This is a genomic window from Granulicella sp. L60 (assembly GCF_009765825.1).
Classification (GTDB): Bacteria; Acidobacteriota; Terriglobia; order Terriglobales; family Acidobacteriaceae; genus Edaphobacter.
The window spans coordinates 340,619-358,974 of the sequence record NZ_LMUR01000003.1 but is presented as its reverse complement, the minus strand read 5'-3'; the positions used below and the strand labels follow the sequence as shown (position 1 = coordinate 358,974).

7 protein-coding genes are annotated in these 18,356 nt (G+C 53.6%); 4 read left to right on the top strand and 3 right to left on the bottom strand.

Annotation, left to right across the window (positions count from 1 at the left end; genetic code table 11):
- Positions 1-696: 696 nt before the first annotated feature.
- The 3 genes from GSQ82_RS02285 to GSQ82_RS02275 all read right to left on the bottom strand — a co-directional run bounded on the left by GSQ82_RS02285 (position 697) and on the right by GSQ82_RS02275 (position 4,414).
- On the bottom strand, positions 697-1,668 hold the full coding sequence (locus GSQ82_RS02285) for a UPF0182 family protein (protein ID WP_371417148.1): 972 nt from the start codon (positions 1,666-1,668) through the stop codon (positions 697-699).
- 157 nt (positions 1,669-1,825) lie between these two features.
- Complete coding sequence (locus GSQ82_RS02280) at positions 1,826-2,890, bottom strand: S9 family peptidase (protein WP_158790373.1); 1,065 nt, start codon at positions 2,888-2,890, stop codon at positions 1,826-1,828.
- A gap of 129 nt (positions 2,891-3,019) precedes the next feature.
- The gene (locus GSQ82_RS02275; RefSeq protein WP_158790372.1) at positions 3,020-4,414 is read right to left on the bottom strand and encodes a hypothetical protein; all 1,395 of its coding nucleotides are present in this window, start codon (positions 4,412-4,414) and stop codon (positions 3,020-3,022) included.
- Positions 4,415-5,556: 1,142 nt separating this feature from the next.
- Between GSQ82_RS02275 and GSQ82_RS02270 the strand changes: the two genes are divergently transcribed.
- The 4 genes from GSQ82_RS02270 to GSQ82_RS02255 all read left to right on the top strand — a co-directional run bounded on the left by GSQ82_RS02270 (position 5,557) and on the right by GSQ82_RS02255 (position 17,864).
- Entirely contained in the window at positions 5,557-8,427 is a 2,871-nt protein-coding gene (locus GSQ82_RS02270; protein ID WP_158790371.1) for an RNA polymerase sigma factor, read from the top strand.
- Positions 8,428-8,464: 37 nt separating this feature from the next.
- On the top strand, positions 8,465-12,385 hold the full coding sequence (locus GSQ82_RS02265; protein WP_158790370.1) for a carboxypeptidase-like regulatory domain-containing protein: 3,921 nt from the start codon (positions 8,465-8,467) through the stop codon (positions 12,383-12,385).
- Positions 12,386-12,471: 86 nt separating this feature from the next.
- On the top strand, positions 12,472-13,794 hold the full coding sequence (locus tag GSQ82_RS02260) for a hypothetical protein (protein ID WP_158790369.1): 1,323 nt from the start codon (positions 12,472-12,474) through the stop codon (positions 13,792-13,794).
- A gap of 62 nt (positions 13,795-13,856) precedes the next feature.
- Positions 13,857-17,864, top strand: coding sequence for an MBG domain-containing protein (locus GSQ82_RS02255; RefSeq protein ID WP_158790368.1), 4,008 nt, complete (start codon positions 13,857-13,859; stop codon positions 17,862-17,864).
- Positions 17,865-18,356 lie beyond the last annotated feature (492 nt).

The following is an 18,356-nucleotide window of genomic DNA, read 5'->3' as shown; positions in this document are numbered from 1 at the left end:
GACCTAGTTTCGTGGGAGAACACAGCGGGCCCCCTGACCGGATGGAATGATCTTGAATGCCCAGACTGCTGATGTACTTCATGACCCGCCCATAAAAGCGCGGCTGTAACAAAAACGCTTAGGAACGTATTTTAAGCAACTTAGTAATACAAAAGAAGGCACTTTTACGCGGAAAGCAATGGATGAAAATCCTAATTGTTCCCAGAATGTTCCTTTGCAACTATGAATTGTTCTGCTGAATTAAGTCGCATGCTTCCCGTCCGAAACCCGCACTTGACATCTCATGTGCGCCTTCACGAACGCTTGCCATGAAATCTCCAGGAATAAGTAAAATTAGCCTGAATGCCATTCTCGGGCTCATGCCAAACACGAAAACCGTCCTCTTATTCTGGCTACTCAGCGGCAAATCTACTTGAGCTGTAGCTCGCAAGTAGCAATTGAGAGAACGTAACGAACACGAGACTGTTGAACAGCCCGATTTTGATCAGGCTATTCAACGTGCTGCCGCACACTTTGTGCGCTAAGAGCTCTGGCCAAGTGTCATTGAGAAGAACCGATGCGTCATGCAGGTTCGGTGGATCCTCGCGCCTGTCGCCAGCAATAAATCATCTTCAAGACGGATATGCCTTTTGAAGAGCTGGGACCCGATTCAGCGTTTTTCCGAAGACATCGACATCTTCCTTGATCCAGAGGCATTCATTCCGCCTTTGCGAAGGGATCTTCTGAGTCGAAGACGTAAAGCGTTGTAGCCCCGGTATAGGCATCTACAACTACCTTAACGCTGTTTCGCATGTAGTTGATCGAGTTCTCGCCGAGATTGTAGTGGGTCGAATACGGATAGTTGCTCGAGACAGTAAACGCATCCATGATCCAGGAAAGCCGTCCATCGTCACCTACAACCATGTAGGGGTCCTGATCAAAGGTAAGGAATGGAGCTAATGTCGTCACGCGTTCACGGATGTTGCGCCGCATCAGGAGCAGACTCTGCGCATTGACATCGTCACTGAACGGCAACTTTCCAAGATCGCCGCGGTCGATCGCCAGGATGACGCGCTGCACGAATCCGCCCAGCACAATGCCTCCGGTACCTTGATAGGACGTGAGATTGTTGTTCTGACCTTGCGGATAATCGAATTCCTGCTGCCTCGTCTTGACGTACACGTCGGTGTCGGTCAGTTCGCCAAAGTAGATCTGGGGGCGCGTTACGCTGAGACCGGGCGCCGTGCTCTGGACGGGCATGTTGCTCAGCAACAGCGTTGGCAAACCTTCCGCCGTGAAGCCACTGACCGGGTTCATCGTCACGCCGTAGCCGTGGGTGTAGATCAGCTTCTCGTTGATCCAGTTACGACTACTTACCGGGAGTTTTTCGACGTTTAGTTCTCGCGCTGCCAGCATCACCTGACGTGTCGTGCCGTCGATCTTGTAACGATCGATGTCGATGTCTGGAAAGTCGTAATACGTGCGGATCTCCTGCACCTGACGCAGCGTATCCTGTAGGGCGTGCCAGTCCCATAGACGGATATTCTGGATAGTGGGCTGGTTATTTGCCGGGTCAGCAGCCTCCACCGTCGTCTCTGCGGGAAATTCGTGCTGTGCGAAGCGATTGAGTCCGTAAGCCTGCCGGGTCATCTCAATATTGTGGGCGATAAAGGGTTCTTCAACACACAATCAGTCACGTTGCACCGTAGAGCAGGTAATAAGACGTCGCCCTGACCAAATATCTTGCAATACCTGCAGAATAGTCTTCAGGATCGATGTCGGACCCATCTCCGTGCAGGGGCTTCTCGAAGCGACTGCCCGGCGCCTCGGTGATGCTAGTTTTTTCTCATTGCGCCTTTTCCTGTTTGTCGGCGACTACCGCATGTTGTAACAAAGCTTTTGCAGTCAAGCTCTCTGTGGTCGGCTGAAGTTTCGTATGCAGCCAATCGAGCATCTTGCCGTTAGCACTCACCTTTTCCGAATATTCTTTCGTGTCACGGTATTGAGCCAGTTCTACACCGACCGGGGCCGCTGTCTCGATTTGTTTGCGCGCAGAGTCCGGTACCAGCGGATTGAACAGGGCCTCTTGGAGACGGATCGGACGTGTTTTGAGTTGAGGTATCCACCTAACAGGATCGAGTGGAGCCACGCGTGCGAGAAACTCCGGTTTTAGGTAGCTGGCTCTCTCCGATTCAGGAACGATGAGAGATTTCGCGAGAAAATCAGGCCAGTCCCCCCAGGGGTCCATGACATCGATCGCCTTGATCCGTGGGTCCGCAGCGCCAGCGAGGATCGCGATCGTTCCACCAGATCCCTGTCCAAACATGCCAACGCGGTTCATGTCTAAATCGCCTCTCGTCGAGAGATAGTTCAGGACCATTTGTACATCATGGACCGACGTCCCCAGCGATTCCTGAAGCTCAGAGATGAACCATTCCTTTACTGGCCGATCATGGTAGCGGGGGCCAGTCAGGGCTGACACAAAGCCTACCGCGGCATAGCCGTCTTTGGTCAGCATTCGACAGAAGGCATTGTTGAGAAACCGCTCTGATTCAGAAGGAAAGCTATACAAGTAGAGAACCACAGGAGGATGAGCCACGTTGACCGGGCGAATGACATATAAATCGATGGGATCTCCCTTTCTCCATTCAACGCGAAGAAGCTCACGCGTGAATCCTGGAAGACTAACCTTCTCGCCAACGATCGGAGGTTCCGGCTTGAGGGTCATGTCCGCCGTAGAAAGAACGTCCCATGGCTCATGTGTAACTGATTGACTCGAGGTCGCGTCCAGGGCGCCTGCGACGGGCGATGGGCTCGTGAGATCTTTCGCAGTGCTTTCTTGTGAAACGCAGCGGGGCTGGACAATCGCGAGAGATACCAGAATGATTGCGAGCACTCGGAGGAGGTTCATCTTAGGATCTCCATTATCAGATCAAATTGCGTGGCTCTAAGCAAAGGTTAACTTCTACAGGAGATGAGGCAGACTGCCTTTGCAGCAGCCTGCCTCATGGTTATGAGCAGTCAATCGACTACATCGTTCTTAGTGAGGTGTGGGTTCCGTTGCTCCAGGAGCAGTCGCTCCGGGAGAGGTGTTTTGCATACCAGCGTTGTTGACGATGGTGCCGCCGACATCGCCACCGACCTCAGTGTTTACGTGGCTGGGATCAGTACCGGCCAAGGTCCAAGAGAAATAGGTCTTGCCCGTCGTGGTGCAATGCAGACCGCTTGGGTTAGCGTTTCTGAAGAGGTTCGGACCGTCGTTTGGCTCTTCAACGCCACCGACGGGAGGATTGAACGGAGATACCGTAGGCAGTACTACTCCCGAAGGGGTATAGTGTTCGCGGTATAGCTGCCAGCCCGGCTCATCGGCGAGCAGACCGTTGGTTCCATCGCAAGCGGATGCAATCGGGATGAAGTCAGGCAGCGACGTATCGGCAACGATATTTGCAGCGTTGACGAGAGCCTGAGCATTAGCAACATTTGTGGGTTGGGTGGAATCGGCGATCATGCGATACATAGTCCACTCGTGGTAGGTGCCATTCCGGAGGTTTGGAAAGTTCGTATATTCGCGTGTTGTGGCGCTATGGGTAGCTTGGCAGGTTGTGATCGTGCCAGTAAGGCAAGCTGGTGTTACTCCAGTGGAGTAGGTAGCGTTGATGGGATCAATACCATCAACCGTGAGGTATTTGTAACTATTTGCGGCCCCAATGGTGGTTGGAGGCACCGCTTCAAAGCTGAAGAAGAGGTAGCCTAAGCTATCTGCCGTGAGTCCTACGCCTTTGACTTCGTCACCCGTTCCAATTGCTCGGAAGCGCGAACCACCACCGGAGCCACCAGTAGAAGTGCAAGTCGCGCTGAGTGGGTTGTTAGCCGAAGCACTAACTCCCGTCTCCTGACTTAGACCTCCGTTGACCTGAAAGCTGGTGAATTCGGTCGTGTTCATGGTGCCCGAAGTAGGCTCTCTCAAAATGGCACTGACGGCATTCGTAGAAGATCCTCCTACTACGGTTGCATCGCACTCCGTACCACTGAACAGGCGTGCAGCTTGATTAGTTCCAGTATTCACGTCAATGTTGGTTACGGCGCTGTTTCCTGTGTGCCCTACCCCAGTATTTGCCGCATTCGCGATGAAGATTACCGGTGCAGCCCCGATGGGAATTGTGACAAATGCTGGAACCGCGTCTCCAGTGATCGGATCAGTGCTGAGCCCGAATGGAATTGGAGAGGCAAAGCTGGTGCCGATAGTTGATGCCTCCTTAACCCCCGTCGCCGTTGTGTAGTGCAACGTATTCAATGCATGATTGGTGGCGAACAATCCGTCCTCGGGCCGCACGTCTGTATTCACTGCGGTGAGCGGAACGCCATTGATCGCTGCGAGCACGCCTGCCGGAGGAGTGGTATCGGCGCTCCAGATATTCAGAGAGTTTGTTGCCAACGGATTGGCTCCAATCTCCATATGCGCCCTCGGTGTTGCTTCAAACAGGCTTACTCCGACGACCGAGTCTATCGACAAATACGCCCAGATATCGGTTTGATTTGCGACGGTCGGATCCGGGGCCCATACGACCGACAAAGTGCCGCTCTGGGACGGCGTTGTATTTCCCGATCGCTGATCCGTAAGGAAGGCGCAAGGAGTGGATCCACACGTTCCCTTGGTTGTGAAGTGGCTGGCTACACTGGGTCCACCAGCGAGTTGTTGAGCGGCGGCAGAGAAGACTCCAAATTGCGCGGAGGAACCTCCCGTGAGAACTTTTACTACAAACGTTTGGGCTTGAGCTTGGCTCAATGGAGCGAGTAAAGAAGCAGCGAGAAAGGCTCCCGCAGCGACTGCATGTTTAGTTCGGAACATTGGACTCTCCTGTTTCGGTAGTAGCGGTTGGTTGGAAGGTCTGGACCAAGAAACACTGCGCGCTATTTTCGAGATTGAACAATAACTGCAACGCCGACCGAGAAAAAAGGAAAAGAGTTCCTGTGCCAAGCCCAAAGACATCGTGGGCTAAGTTGTTTGAAGAGACGAATATCTTATGGTTGCAGGATCTACTGCTGATGCGAACTCTGCAGACGCTCGCGATTGATTCCTGTGAGCGCGAACTAACTATGCCAGATTCCCAACCACAAGACGAGGATCTGCCCGTTAAGTGTGAGTGAAGTTCTCTTGAACGCTGCAACAAAAAAATAGAAAATGGCCGGAAAATACGCCGGCGAATCTAAGATGAAGCTATTTACGGGAAATGAAGGACTTAGCCAGTTCGGCGGAAGATCATTAGTCGCGAGACATCGTCACTTGCTGTAACAGCGCGCGTGTTCAATCGAACAAGAAGGTGTGCGGTAGAATTTTTCCTTTGACATAGCGACGGTATGTCGCGTCGAAAGCGTGAACAAATAGGAAGGCCAAAGATCGAAAGAAGTGATGTTAGACTCCTCCATATCACCTACAGAGATGCTCTCTCGCATCGCCATTGGATAACATCAGGCGCTTGTCCATCGGTGCCGCGACTACTTTGTTACAGGACCGAGAAATTATCGGCAGTCGATCTAAGATGAACCTCCTTTCTGGACTATTTAGATAGAGACCCAATGCAAATCCTCAACATGAAACCCAAGGCACGCACGACGCCGGCTGACGCATTCGCCAGAAATTATAAATTTCTGTTGGATTGGGCGCTCCATTTCGTAGGTGAAGATCGCGAAACTGCTGAAGATATGGTTCAAGAGACGTTCGTCCGGTTCGTGCTTCAGCAGTCCGAGTTTGACGACGATGATCCGGTGGCGGCGAAACGTATCTTGTACACCTATCTCAAGCATGTTCATCTCTCGGGACTGAGGCAGGCTCAACGTCATCCTTTTCTGAATTATTCGGTATCTGACTTCGACACGCTTCAGATGGGACTCCGTCGGCCAGCCGATCCTATAGAAGTGCAGGATTCGCTGAGGTTGATTGTTGCCTATCTATGCTGGCGAAAGCAGTCTTCAAAATATGCAAGCTTGCTCATTCTTCGATTCTTCCACGGCTACTTTCCGGAAGAAATCATGAAGATTTGTATCCTCTCTCGCCAATCCGTCGATTTCGGAATCAATGCAGCAAGAGAAGAGGTCCAGCTTTATTTGGAGGAGCCGAGCCGTCTGCGCATCATGAATAATGACGCCCCGCCAGAAGTCCACTTAAGTCACACGGCATCGGATGCCGACCATCTTATGGAAGAACTTCGCGCAACGCTCTCGCGGGCTCGATGCACACCTTGTTTGAAGAAAGAGCAACTTCTCCAAAATTACATCACCGAGAACCCAAAGCCGATTCAAACAGAATTGCTGGCACATATCGTGAGCTGCCGAGAGTGTCTTGACTTAGTAAGTAGATACTACGACATGCCAACCCACTCGGGACGATCGCCAGAAGAATCGCTCGGGTTCGCAAAGCGGTCAGGCAAGTCGATCAAGAAAGATAAATCACGCGCATATGGCCTCAAAGAATCGCTCCGTATGGGCGAGCAGAGGCTTCGAGAGGTATTTGAACATCGACCGAAAGTGCTGCTTCTCTTAGTCAACGGCGAAGTCGTTGCGTCTCAAGAGGTACAGTCTTCTGTTAATCGGCAGACAGTGGGAATTCGATCGTGTGTGGCCTCCGACTTTATTGAGGTGATCACCAATCAAAACGTGTGCCTCTTGTCGCTGGCAATAGATGCCGTACCTCCCGACTGTGCTCCGACCATGAGGCAACACGTCGGCCTAAGCGACGAGCGGAGCATCGATGCGCTCGTAAGTTTTACCAGCCACGGCTGCATCGTGGAGATCTGCTACCAAGATCCGATGTATCACTCGGGAGAAACTAGAGAGGCCAGCATACTCTACGAGCGGGAACTTGGCGATGGCGTGAGCGGACTGGAGCGGGGTGTTGATTTGGGCGCGGTGGCTCTTCCTCCGGCTGTAATCCGCCCATCCCGCCTCCCAAGGCTGTTCTCATTACTCCTGGACTCTGTCATTCCAATTAGAGCTCTAGGCCTGGGCATTGCGCTTTTATTGATCATCGCAACCTCGGTTACAGTTTTCATCCGCCAGCAACGCTCTTCCGGCATGACAGCTGCCGACCTTCTTACGCGAGCAGAGTCTGCAAATCAGTCAAGTAAGATCGGCACTCAGAAAGGCGTAATCCTTCAAAAGGTTCGCATTCGCACCTCGAAGCAGACTATGGATCGCTCGATCTATCGTGATTTGCAGGGCAAGCGCCATGCGAGGAAAATTCCATTACAAGGGCAGGCCGTAAAGCTTGAAGCGGAGTTGACTGCAGCGGGAGTGAACTGGGATGATCCGCTCGCGGCGACTACATACAGCGATTGGCGTAAGCAACAAGGAAGTTCGCAAGACGAGGTCAAGCGTACCGGGGAAGACCGGCTAACATTGACCACGACCGTTTCCGCAGGTCCGGTTTCTGCCGAGACTCTCACGCTCCGCGCGAGCGACTTCCACCCCATCGAACGCACTGTGAAGTTCCGGGACACTGGTCTGGTTGAAATATCAGAACTAAGTTACAGCATCTTGCCGTGGGAGGAAGTCGGCCAGGATATATTCGAGCCACTTCTAGTCAAATCTCCAGATCTGGATCCCAGGCTGCACTTTTCAGACTTTCCGGCTTTGCACCTGCGCGTCCCTCCGACTGCGGGACAACTTGATGAAGCGGATTTGGAGGTCAGGCTCGCGTTGACCCGCCTCAACGCATATACCAGCGAGCGGATCGAGATTGTTCGTCGTTCGGATGGCGTCGAGGTGAAGGGTATCGTTCCGACAAACGCGCGGAAGCACGAGATCGAGACGAAACTAAAGCTCGTTGCCAACGTTATTCCGTCCCTTATGACCTTTCAGGAGATGCAGGATAAACAGCGAGACCCACGAACTGCCGGGCCAACAACGGTGATCACTCAATCGATGGAAACTGCAGAGCCCTCGGCCCTTCAACGATTCTTATCGGCGACCGGGGAGAATGACACAACAGTCAGCGCCCTTGCGCAAGAATTAATGGGACGCTCTCTCGAAATCAGTCGGCATAGCAAAGCTCTTTCGGACATGACGCGGCAGTATGGTTCCGGGGAAGGTCTGACAAAAGATGCGAAAGGAGCTCTTAGAATGCTTCTTTCGGATCAGACCATGAAGTTGCTCGTGGCTCTAGACCGAGAGCAGTCTCTCTTAGCTCAGACCTATCCGCATACGCGTAGTCCCGACCCAACGGTGGCTCCCGGCAGTATTGATATTGCCGCGGAGGGCGAACAGAACTTTCAGCTCTGCATGAACCTTACCTCCGGTCAAGACGAGTCGCAGCAATCGGTGCCATCGCTCGTGACCCAAATCGAAAATAATGTGGTCCTCTTGCGCCATACCGCGGAACGGAACGCCGCCGATGGCCTTTTTCCTGACCGGTCTTTCCCTGCCCCCAAAGCACTCAACATGCAGCGATAGGAATTCATAAAGAATGCGATCGATATTAGTACGATGCTTGACGTGTCTTTTTTTTCTGACCTTTGCTAATTACGCCTTCGGCCAGACCGCTCGTTTTACCGGGGTCGTCACTGACCCGCAGGGTGCGGCGGTGCCCGGTGCCCAGATTCAGGTGGTGAATAAGGACACGACCGTCGCTCTGGAGACGAAGACCGACGGATCCGGTTCTTACACCGTTCCCTATCTTCCGGCAGGACATTATCGGATCCTGGTGCAGGCTCCCGGTTTCAACCAGGTGGTTAACAACGACATCCTTCTTGGTGTCGGCCAGGCTGTCGATCTCAACATCCAACTGACGGTTGGTTCGACGCAGTCAACGGTAGACGTACAAGGAGGTGGCGGCGTCGCCGAAGTGCAAACCGAGAATGCGGAGATAAGCGGCACCATCACCGGCAAAGAGGTGACGAGCCTTGGACTGAATGGGCGCAACTTCACCCAGTTCATCGACCTGGTTCCTGGTGTCAGCAATCAGACGCAACAAGATGAAGCGAGAGTCGGGCTGGCAGGGAGCGTTTCATACAGCGTGAACGGTGGCCGTACCGAGTACAACAGCTTTCAGGTCGATGGCTCGGAGACGTTGAACGTCGGAATCAACAAGAACCACAGCAGCTTGATTGTGACGCCTAGCATTGACGCGATCCAGGAGATCAAAGTACTCACCTCGAACTACGGAGCCCAGTACCCCAGCACCGGAAACGGGACGACCATCGTCACCACGAAGTCGGGCACAGACCAGTTTCACGGCAATATCTATGAGTTCTTTCGCAATGAAATCTTCAATAGTAAAGGGTATTTCGACGTGACGAACGGCGCGCCGTTATACCGCCGGAGCGACTTTGGCGGCACGATTGGCGGTCCGCTTGTCATCCCACATCTCTATAACGGACGAGGCAAGACACACTTCTTCTTCTCGGAAGAGGCCCGCATCGAGAAAGATCCCTATGCCTACCGGCAGGCTGTACCCTCTTTAGCGGAAAGGAATGGAGACTTCAGCGATGTCTGCCCAGGAAGCGATTGCCCAACCACGTCCAAAATAGGACCTTATTATCTTCAGGGTCAGGGACTATCGGATAGCGGTACGCTCAACCGCAACGCGCTTGCAATTCTGAGCACCGGCATCATTCCCGCGCCCAATGCCACCACCGGCTGCACTTCCACGATTGGCTCTTGCTTCAACGGAGAGGTTTCACTTCCGACGACATGGCGGGAAGAACTCTTTCGTATCGACCACACTATCAGCGAAAAGATGGAGGCGAGCTTCCGATATATCCATGACGACTGGAGCGAAACCACCCCTGTTCCAGAGTACGGTTTCATCCAGAATAGCTTTCCGACGATTCAGAACCGCCTCTATGGACCCGGTATTAGCTTAGTGGCCCGTTTGACCAATACCTTTTCTTCGACGTTTCTCAATGAATTCGTCGCAAGTTACACCAACTCCCATATCACGCTGAATGATATTCCTGCGGCTAATGTAAATATTCAGCGCCCTTCGGCCTTGGATGCCTCCTGCGCTCTAGGACCGATTGGTACTCTCGGTGCTCAAACCGGCTATCAATGTCCTATCGGCACGATCTTTGATAACGGCAATGCTGGTCTCAATGGTGTACCGAAGTTGCCAGGTCTCGTGATCGGCGGCAACAACGCTGCGTACGGTGGTACGGGATTCTCTGTCGATCCCAGTTACATGCCGTGGGATCATACGAACCCAACATACAGTTTTGCCGACAACCTCACCAAGATCGTCGGGAAGCACAATCTTCAGTTCGGCGCGCAATGGGTGATTTTTCAACGAAACCAGATCAATGGCCCTATCGGCGCTTCGACCGGAGACACCCAAGGCATCGTGACCTTCAGCAATGTCAAGGGCAGCGGTAGCACAGGCAATGCCTTCGCCGATTTCCTTTATTACGGTGGAAACTCCACCGCGAGCCCAACAACTTCCAGCGGGGAGCACCTCGCCAGCTTTCAACAAGATAGCGCGCAGGCGCGTTATCGACAGCGCTATCAGATCGTAGAGCCGTATTTTCAGGATGACTTCAAGGCAACCCCGCGTTTGACGGTGAACCTCGGAGTGCGCCTCAGTTTATTCGGAACCTATCACGAGGCGAACAACCAGGCCTATAACTGGGTTCCTGCCGGGTCCCCCGGCGGATTTGACGCGAATGTTGCCAAGACCCTCACCGTGGCTGGCGATCACGGCAATCTGATCGATCAGACGACAGGGAAGCCTCTTCAGATCAACCCTAGCAATCCCGGAAGTGGGCTGGACCCACGAATTACCAACGGCATCGTTCAGTGTGGTAAGAACGGTGTTCCTTCAAGCTGCATGTCCGGTCATCTCTTCAACCCAGCCCCTCGCATTGGGTTTGCATGGGATCTCTTCGGCAACGGAAAGACCGCGATCCGTGGAGGCTATGGAATGTTCTTCGAGCATGGGACGGCAGATGAAGCCAACACAGGTTCACTGGAGGGCGGCGCTCCCATGGTATTGGATATGACGCAGAACGCTCCAGACAGCTGGGGCCAGATTGGATATGCCGGAAGCACTCCCAACGTGGCCTTTCCGATCAACGTAACTTCGATTCCGACGAAAGCGGTATGGCCTTATATCCAGCAATGGAGCTTCAGTGTTCAGCAGCAGCTTCCAAAAAACTTTCTCGTGAGTTTTGCCTACGTCGGATCGAAGGGAACGCATCTTACCGTGGAAGAGCAGATCAATCAGCTTACGCCGCTGCCCGCTGCTCAGAATCCGTTTGGTCCCCACCAACCGCTGATGTACCGCGGAATCAATCCCGCGGTCGCGGCAGGCACACAAGGCGATTGCAGTCTCTTCAACGTATCAGGCGCGACTTTTTTGAGCAATGGGGCGTCCGTGACGCCCGGCCAACAGGCATATACGAACCTGGCCGCTGCCTGTTTCGGTGAGGGCCAACACACAATTGATCCCAACTCCTTGCGTACCTATGCGCCTGGGTTAGCCCAAATCTTTTCGCTACAGAACGTCGCCAACTCCGCTTACAACGCCTTCCAAGCGGTGATTCGTCGGACACAAGGCCCTCTGAATCTAGGGGTCGCCTACACCTATAGCCATTCGCTGGATGATGCGTCCGACCGATCAGATGCGTCCTTCGTCAACTCCGATGATCTGAAGTCCAATCGGGCCAGCTCCAACTTTGATCAACGTCATCTGCTCCATGTCAGTTATGTCTACCAACTGCCGTTATTGAAGTTCTTCGATGCCTTTCTGCACAGCGCGGATGATGATCCGACGAATGTCGCGGCTCATGGTCCGAATCCCAAGTGGCAGGCCGACACAGTCGTACAAGCGGTGCTGGGTGGATGGGAGTTGTCCGGCATCACGTTGTTCGAATCTGGTATTCCATTCACGGTCGTCAACAACGGCAGCCCTGGAGGAATTGCGACTCTCGACAATGCGGGCGTCGCGAACGGAACCGGCTCGGGTTCCTATCCTGATCTGTCGGGTATTTCTGCAAAATCGCCGAAACCCGTAGGCGGCAACAACCCGAAGAGTGTAGGTCCATTGCTGCTCAATCCCGCAGCCTTCGTTGCTCCGCGTGGTCTCACATTCGGCAATGCAGGTAGAAATGACCTCAACAATCCACGCCGTTGGAACACCGACGTTGCGATGTTGAAACACTTCGCAATGCCGTACAACACCAACTTAGAGTTACGCGCAGAGGCCTTCAACGTCTTCAACGCGACTCAATTTCGTATCTACGATCCAACCCTCGGCAATCAGGCGAACAACACCATCAGTTGTTATGGCGGCTATGCGTCAGGGTACTCGGCGGCGGGTGGAGATGGAACCAACTGCCTTGTTGGCAGCTCCTTCCTGCATCCGGTGGACGCCCACCGTCCGCGCACCATTCAGTTTGCTTTGAAACTCGCCTTCTGATCGAGAGCGGGAAAGGAGACTACGCGATGTCTGAAGTAGAGAATTCTAAGACTTATCAACAACGAAATGGTGCAACACGAGGGACCATGACGAAAGCGAGCGGGATGATTGTGGGAAAGAAAATAGAGCCGGCGTTCCAAGGACGTTCTCAGAGCCGCGATTTGCTCGCCTCACTAACGTTGGCCGCTACGCTCGTGGCTACCGGGTGCGCCGGTTCCAATAATCCGAATGCAAGCACAGTGCCGCCCGGACTACCTCCGGCTCAGGCTGTCAGCCAGAGCAATTCCTATATCGGCACCCAGAGCCCCGGCGTTTGGTCATTGAGCCTCGACCACAGTCAGAATGCGTTCGCATACCAATCTCTGACCTATCCATCGACGCCTGCCTCTGTCGGTGGAAGCTTTTTCGCCTCCAATGGATTTATGAACTTGGGGCCATCGAGTTCGGGGGCTTCCGAATACGCTACCGAAATGCCTGGTAATGTGGCTGTGCTTCGTCCAGGCGATGATACGACGCCTCCGGTCGTCTCGGTTCAGCAGAGCGGCTGTTTTGCTATCGGAGGCTTTGTCCGGTTTCAGTTTGTCGGAATGCCATCGCCATACGTGGAGTATTTCTCAAATGGCTTTGGCGCTGGTTACGGAGGCATCGTCGCGAGTACTGATCCGACGGGAAAAGCTTGGAACTTTGGAGCGCTGACTCAATATGTAGTACCTCTGACCGGCACAACTACACACACTCCTGGCACAACTATCAATGGCCCTGCTTATGTGTCTGAGTTCGCTGCAACCTGCGGGTCGACCAACGGAGTAACGACGATTACAGCATCAGCGAACGCAATTGTGCCTGAACCAACTACGTTTGCGATCAGCGCGTCGGGCTTTGTGATCGCAGACCAGAGCATTGGGAATGTCATCAAGCCGTCTGTGTTGTCACCCAATTCCTTCGTTGGAATGGTTCAACCCTCTTCCCCGGTCGCAACTGCGACGGTCTTAGCTGGGAATTATCTCGGTTTTGTCTACGAGAGTAGTGGGGCGGGAAGCGTATCCACCCAACCAGCCAGCTTCAATCCAACCGTTGGATCGAGCAGCAGTCTCACCGGGGGCATGTTCCCCAACGATGATGTGACGCAACTACCGCTCCCCAATCTGACGCTCACTCTCGGCACACAGGATTCTGCGAACAACGGTCTCTACACGGGCGCGACGGTTACGCTTCCGGACCCGCAGCAGAATTGCTCCAAGAACAATCCGTCCTATGGAACACCCGGTGCCGATGTCAACGGGAATGCTACATGCACAGTTGCGGCAGTTATTGTCGCGGGTAATGCCGGTGGGAAGTACGCCATCTTCCTCGCGGCATACGACGCCACCACGCAGCACGACATGGGAATCTATCTGTTTCAGCAATGAGCACGTTAAAAGTTCGGTTCTTCGTTTCAACGTTGGAAGTGACTACGAGAAGGGTAACGATCATGGATCCGATTTGCGAGAAAGGCCATATGTCACATTTATCTGCTTCAATACGCTCCTGTGCGTTCATGCCACTGTCAGCTTTGATGGTCCTTCTGTTGATGAGCAGTTTTGCGCGAGCACAGGGTGCGTCATCCAATTTCAATACTCCAGGCCAAGCGTCGCAGCATGGAATATACGATAAGGACGGGAACCTCTACTTCGTCGGACCTGCGGATCGGATGATCCACGTTGTTGCTTCAGGTCGGAAAGCAATTCCTTCGCTGCCTACAGTCCCTGCGCCGATGTCCGGCAATAGCTACATAATCGCGGGTAATCGATCGGCTGTTCCCTCATGTCAAGGAGCTATAAGTTTAGATCATGGTTCCTGCCTAGCAACCGAAACCGGCTTCGTGAAGCCAGATCGTGTAGCAGTCGATCAAAACGGAAACGTGTATATCTTTGACGGCGGCGCGAATTCCATTAGCGTTGTCTTTGGGGGAGGGAAGATCTGGGGCATTCCAGCACCAGTACCCGGATATATATATAAAGTCTCTGGAACATTGTCTGGACGCAAGCGCATGAACGATACTGTATCGCCCATAGTGTCGATTGCCGCCGACTCTTTGTCGAGCGTTTCTAACAGCTTTGCGAAAGCTCGTCAGGACACTCCTGAAACTCCGGTGCCCACACCTACTGCAGTTCCGGTAGTTCCGGGATTCTTAGCTCAAGGGTTCATCAACACGATTGCCGGTACCAACCCACAGTCAGGAGGCCCCCCCTCCGGGCAGGCTGCGACCGAGGCGGTACTGCAACTTCCATATGGAGTTGTTGTTGATCCATCTGGGAATCTGTATATCTCCGACCAAACCACACTAGTGATTTACAAAGTAAATGCGGCGTCTGGAGGAGATATAACGATATTTGCCGGCGGAGGTTCAGACCAAACAAATACTAACGGAGTATCGCCTACTTCAGTCCTTCTGAGCCTTCCCGCGGGTCTGGCGGTGGATTCTTCGGGTGACATTTACTTCGCGGACTCGGGCCAAAATGTCATTCGCGAAGTGAAGACGACAGGATTGATCTACACTATCGCGGGCAACCCCTCCGCCCCCGCCGGCTATAGCGGCGACACGGGTCCTGCGACAAGTGCAAGCCTCAGTGGTCCAAGCGGTATCGCTATTGATAGTGCAAATAATCTGTACATTGCAGACGCCAATAACAATGTCATTCGCGAAGTGAATGCACAAGGCATCATCACTACAGTAGCCGGCAACAGCAATCTATGTTCCGACCCCACCTCTCCGTGCGGTGACGGAGGCCAAGCATCGGCTGCACAGCTTAATTTCCCAAATGGCGTGGGCGTTGACAGTTCTGGCAATCTCTACATCGCTGACAGCGGAGACAGCCGGATTCGGAGGGTTGACTCTCTGACTGAAGAGATCACAACTGCAGCAGGTACGGGTGCAGCGTGTTCCCCTCCTTCATGCGGCGATGGCAGCTCGGCAATAAATGCATCGTTGAACTTTCCTTTTGATGTGAAGGTCGATGGAACAGGCAATCTGTTTATCGCCGACTTTAGTGACGGAGTAGTTCGAGAAGCTAATGCAAATACTGGCAACATCTCCACGATTGCTGGAACACTGGGCTCCTTTGGTTTTAGCGGCGATGGAGGCCTCGCAACATCTTCCCTGACTGCGGGGCCGGTAGCTCTTGCTCTCGATACCTATGGCAACTTATATCTTGCTGACCAAGCCAATTTTGTTATCCGTGGAGTAACCGGTGCAGGCAGTGTGCCGCTCACGCCACAGACGATCACCTTCAACCAGTCTTTCCCAAATGTAACGTATGGTGCCCAACCTATTAATCTGACGGGCTCCTCGGATTCTGGATTACCGATCACCTATACAGTTTCTGGCTGCACGGCATGCGCCACAGTATCCACATCCGGCTCCAACTCTATCCTGACGATCACTGGGGCCACCGCAGCCGGAACAAGTGTCACGGTGACAGCGACCCAGCCAGGAAACTCTCAGTTCGCAGCGGCGAAGTCCGTCTCCTCCCAGAGTTTCACGGTGGCTCCCGCATCGTTCACCATCACTGCTGCTCCGAATGGCTTTTCGCAATCGTTTGGTCAGCCGCTGTCAACACAGATTCCCTTTACAGTATCTGGTCTGATAGGAAGCGACGCGATCACCACTCCAACCCTGACGGTGACGGGGTACACCACGACCACGCCTATCGGCACCAGTCTGCCCATCACTATCACGCCGGGATCTTTTACATTTGTCGCGCCTGCATTGGCAAGTAACTACAACACACCGACGCTCGTCCCAGGAACTTTGACCGTAAGCGGCAACGAGTCGCAGACGATCAGCTTCCCGGCTCTGCCGTCGAACATTATGTACGGAAGCAAACCGGTTCCGCTTTCTGCGATCTCCAGCGCAGGACTGCCTGTCACATATACGGTGACCGGGTCAGCCCAGCTGATTGGGTCGGTGGGAACGGGCTATATGCTGAATATCATCGGTGCGGGTCCTGGAACAGTCACCGCGAACGCGGTCGGTAATGCGCAATTTGCCCAGGCTGCTCCTGCCATTCAATCATTCAATGTAGCTAGAGGCACGATCACGGTCACGACAGCTAATGTCTCGCAGCCTTTTGGCACGCCTGTGGCAGCGTCCCAATTGCTTTCCGGGGTTACCATCACAGGTTTGGTAGGCAGCGACATCACAACGGGAACGCCCGCGATAACGACTACCTATACGCCAACCTCGGCAGTCGGGACGACCTATCCAATCACCGTCAGTCAGGGAACTCTCTCTTTGTCTCCAGCATCATCGGTGAATAACTACAGTTTTGTCTTTGTACCTGCGGTGTTGACTGTGGCAAACAGTACGCAGACCGTTAATTTCCCGCCGATTGCCTTTGGCACCTATGGCGGAACGGTGACCCTGGGTGCGACCGCCAGTTCCGGCTTGCCGGTGACATATACGGTGACTGGACCAGCCACACTTACCTCAATATCTACGTTGCTCTTTACGGGAGTGGGAGAGGTGACAGTCACGGCTACGCAGGCAGGAGATGCGAACCATGCCAGTGCCACCGCGAAGCAGAGCTTCTCTTCAATGCCCGCAGTTTTGACCATTACCCCAAACCCAGTAATCACCGGTGCAGGTCAGCCGATCCCGCCGTTTACCTACACGATCATGGGCTTTGTTGCGGGTGACAGCAATAATGCAAGCGTTTTGAGCGGAGTGCCTGTTATTACGACACCTGCAACAGCCGCATCGTCTCCCGGCACTTATCCCATCGTGGCTGGCCTGGGCATTCCGTGCACAAGTGTAGCGTGTCAGAATACGCCCTGCTCAACTGTGCTGTCCCCAGCCACGCCGTGCACGGGTGGATTGCTCTCCACAAACTATACCTTTGCCTTCGTGAACGGGACCCTCACAATTTCAGGCGCGCCGGGTCTGATTGCAACCGCGACACCTACCACGGTAACCGTCGAATCTGGACATATTGGACAAACGAAGATTGGCTTCACGGTCCTCAACAACTATCAGGGCACGGTAGCGTTCTCCTGTGGTCAATTGCCCGTCAACATCACTTGCACGTTCAGTCCCGCGACAGTCACGCTGACACCTACCAATAATGGCAGCGCCGGACTGGTAAGTACCACGCTCACCCTCAATACAAGTGCAACCTCACCTGTAGCCTCCATGCTGCGACCAACTGGAAAATCCGCAATTCTGTCTGCGTCCATTCTCTTCTTTCCTGCCGGTTTGACTGGCCTATTTCTGGCCTACCGTCGTAAACGGCTGACATCAAGCGTGTGGGGCAAACACTTATTCGTGCTGATGATTCTTATGGCCGGAGCTGCTGGGCTGACGGCATGCGGCGGCGGGTCAATGACAGGCAATGCGCCGGCAGGTACGACTCCAGTGATCGTGACAGCGACGGGTACGGGCGCAAACGGCTCCCCCAACGTCTCTAGTGCCGTGACGCTAACCCTCAACGTAACCCAATAACCCATAGAAGAGGTACACCGCTGACGGCTGGCCTCTCTGAATATAGAGCGATTGCAGAAGAAGGCAGTTATGCATCTAGTCGGAATTCAATTCGGGTCAAGGTTCTTATTGGACGCAGTTGTCCTTATCGTAGCGACTGTATTGCTGCCAGTGTACATTGCTGATCGGGTCATTCACGGCACGCGCGAAGAGACGGGCGGCGCAAAGTCAGATTACCTCCGAGACAGAAACATTTCATTGAGGAAGGTTGAGCAATTCGAAATATCAATTCGCGAAGATGGCTGCCCACCAGGGTCTTCTCTCCAGACAGAGATTATGTGGGGCGACACAGACATTAGACGAGGCTCTGGAAGGGAGCGGTGATATCGGAATTGAGTTCCGAGAGGAAGGCATAGTGAATCGGCTACTTCTGTCCGAAGGCTTCCTCTGTACGGATATCGACAACCGCGATTCAACGTCGTTGTCCCACCGTGACGTGAGTTTGATTTCACT

Bases quoted from the DNA above. Each gene is read 5' to 3' on its own strand.
- GSQ82_RS02255 (WP_158790368.1), top strand. From the start codon at position 13,857: ATGGATCCGATTTGCGAGAAAGGCCATATGTCACATTTATCTGCTTCA.
- GSQ82_RS02270 (WP_158790371.1), top strand. From the start codon at position 5,557: ATGCAAATCCTCAACATGAAACCCAAGGCACGCACGACGCCGGCTGAC.
- GSQ82_RS02260 (WP_158790369.1), top strand. From the start codon at position 12,472: ATGACGAAAGCGAGCGGGATGATTGTGGGAAAGAAAATAGAGCCGGCG.
- GSQ82_RS02280 (WP_158790373.1), bottom strand. From the start codon at position 2,890: ATGAACCTCCTCCGAGTGCTCGCAATCATTCTGGTATCTCTCGCGATT.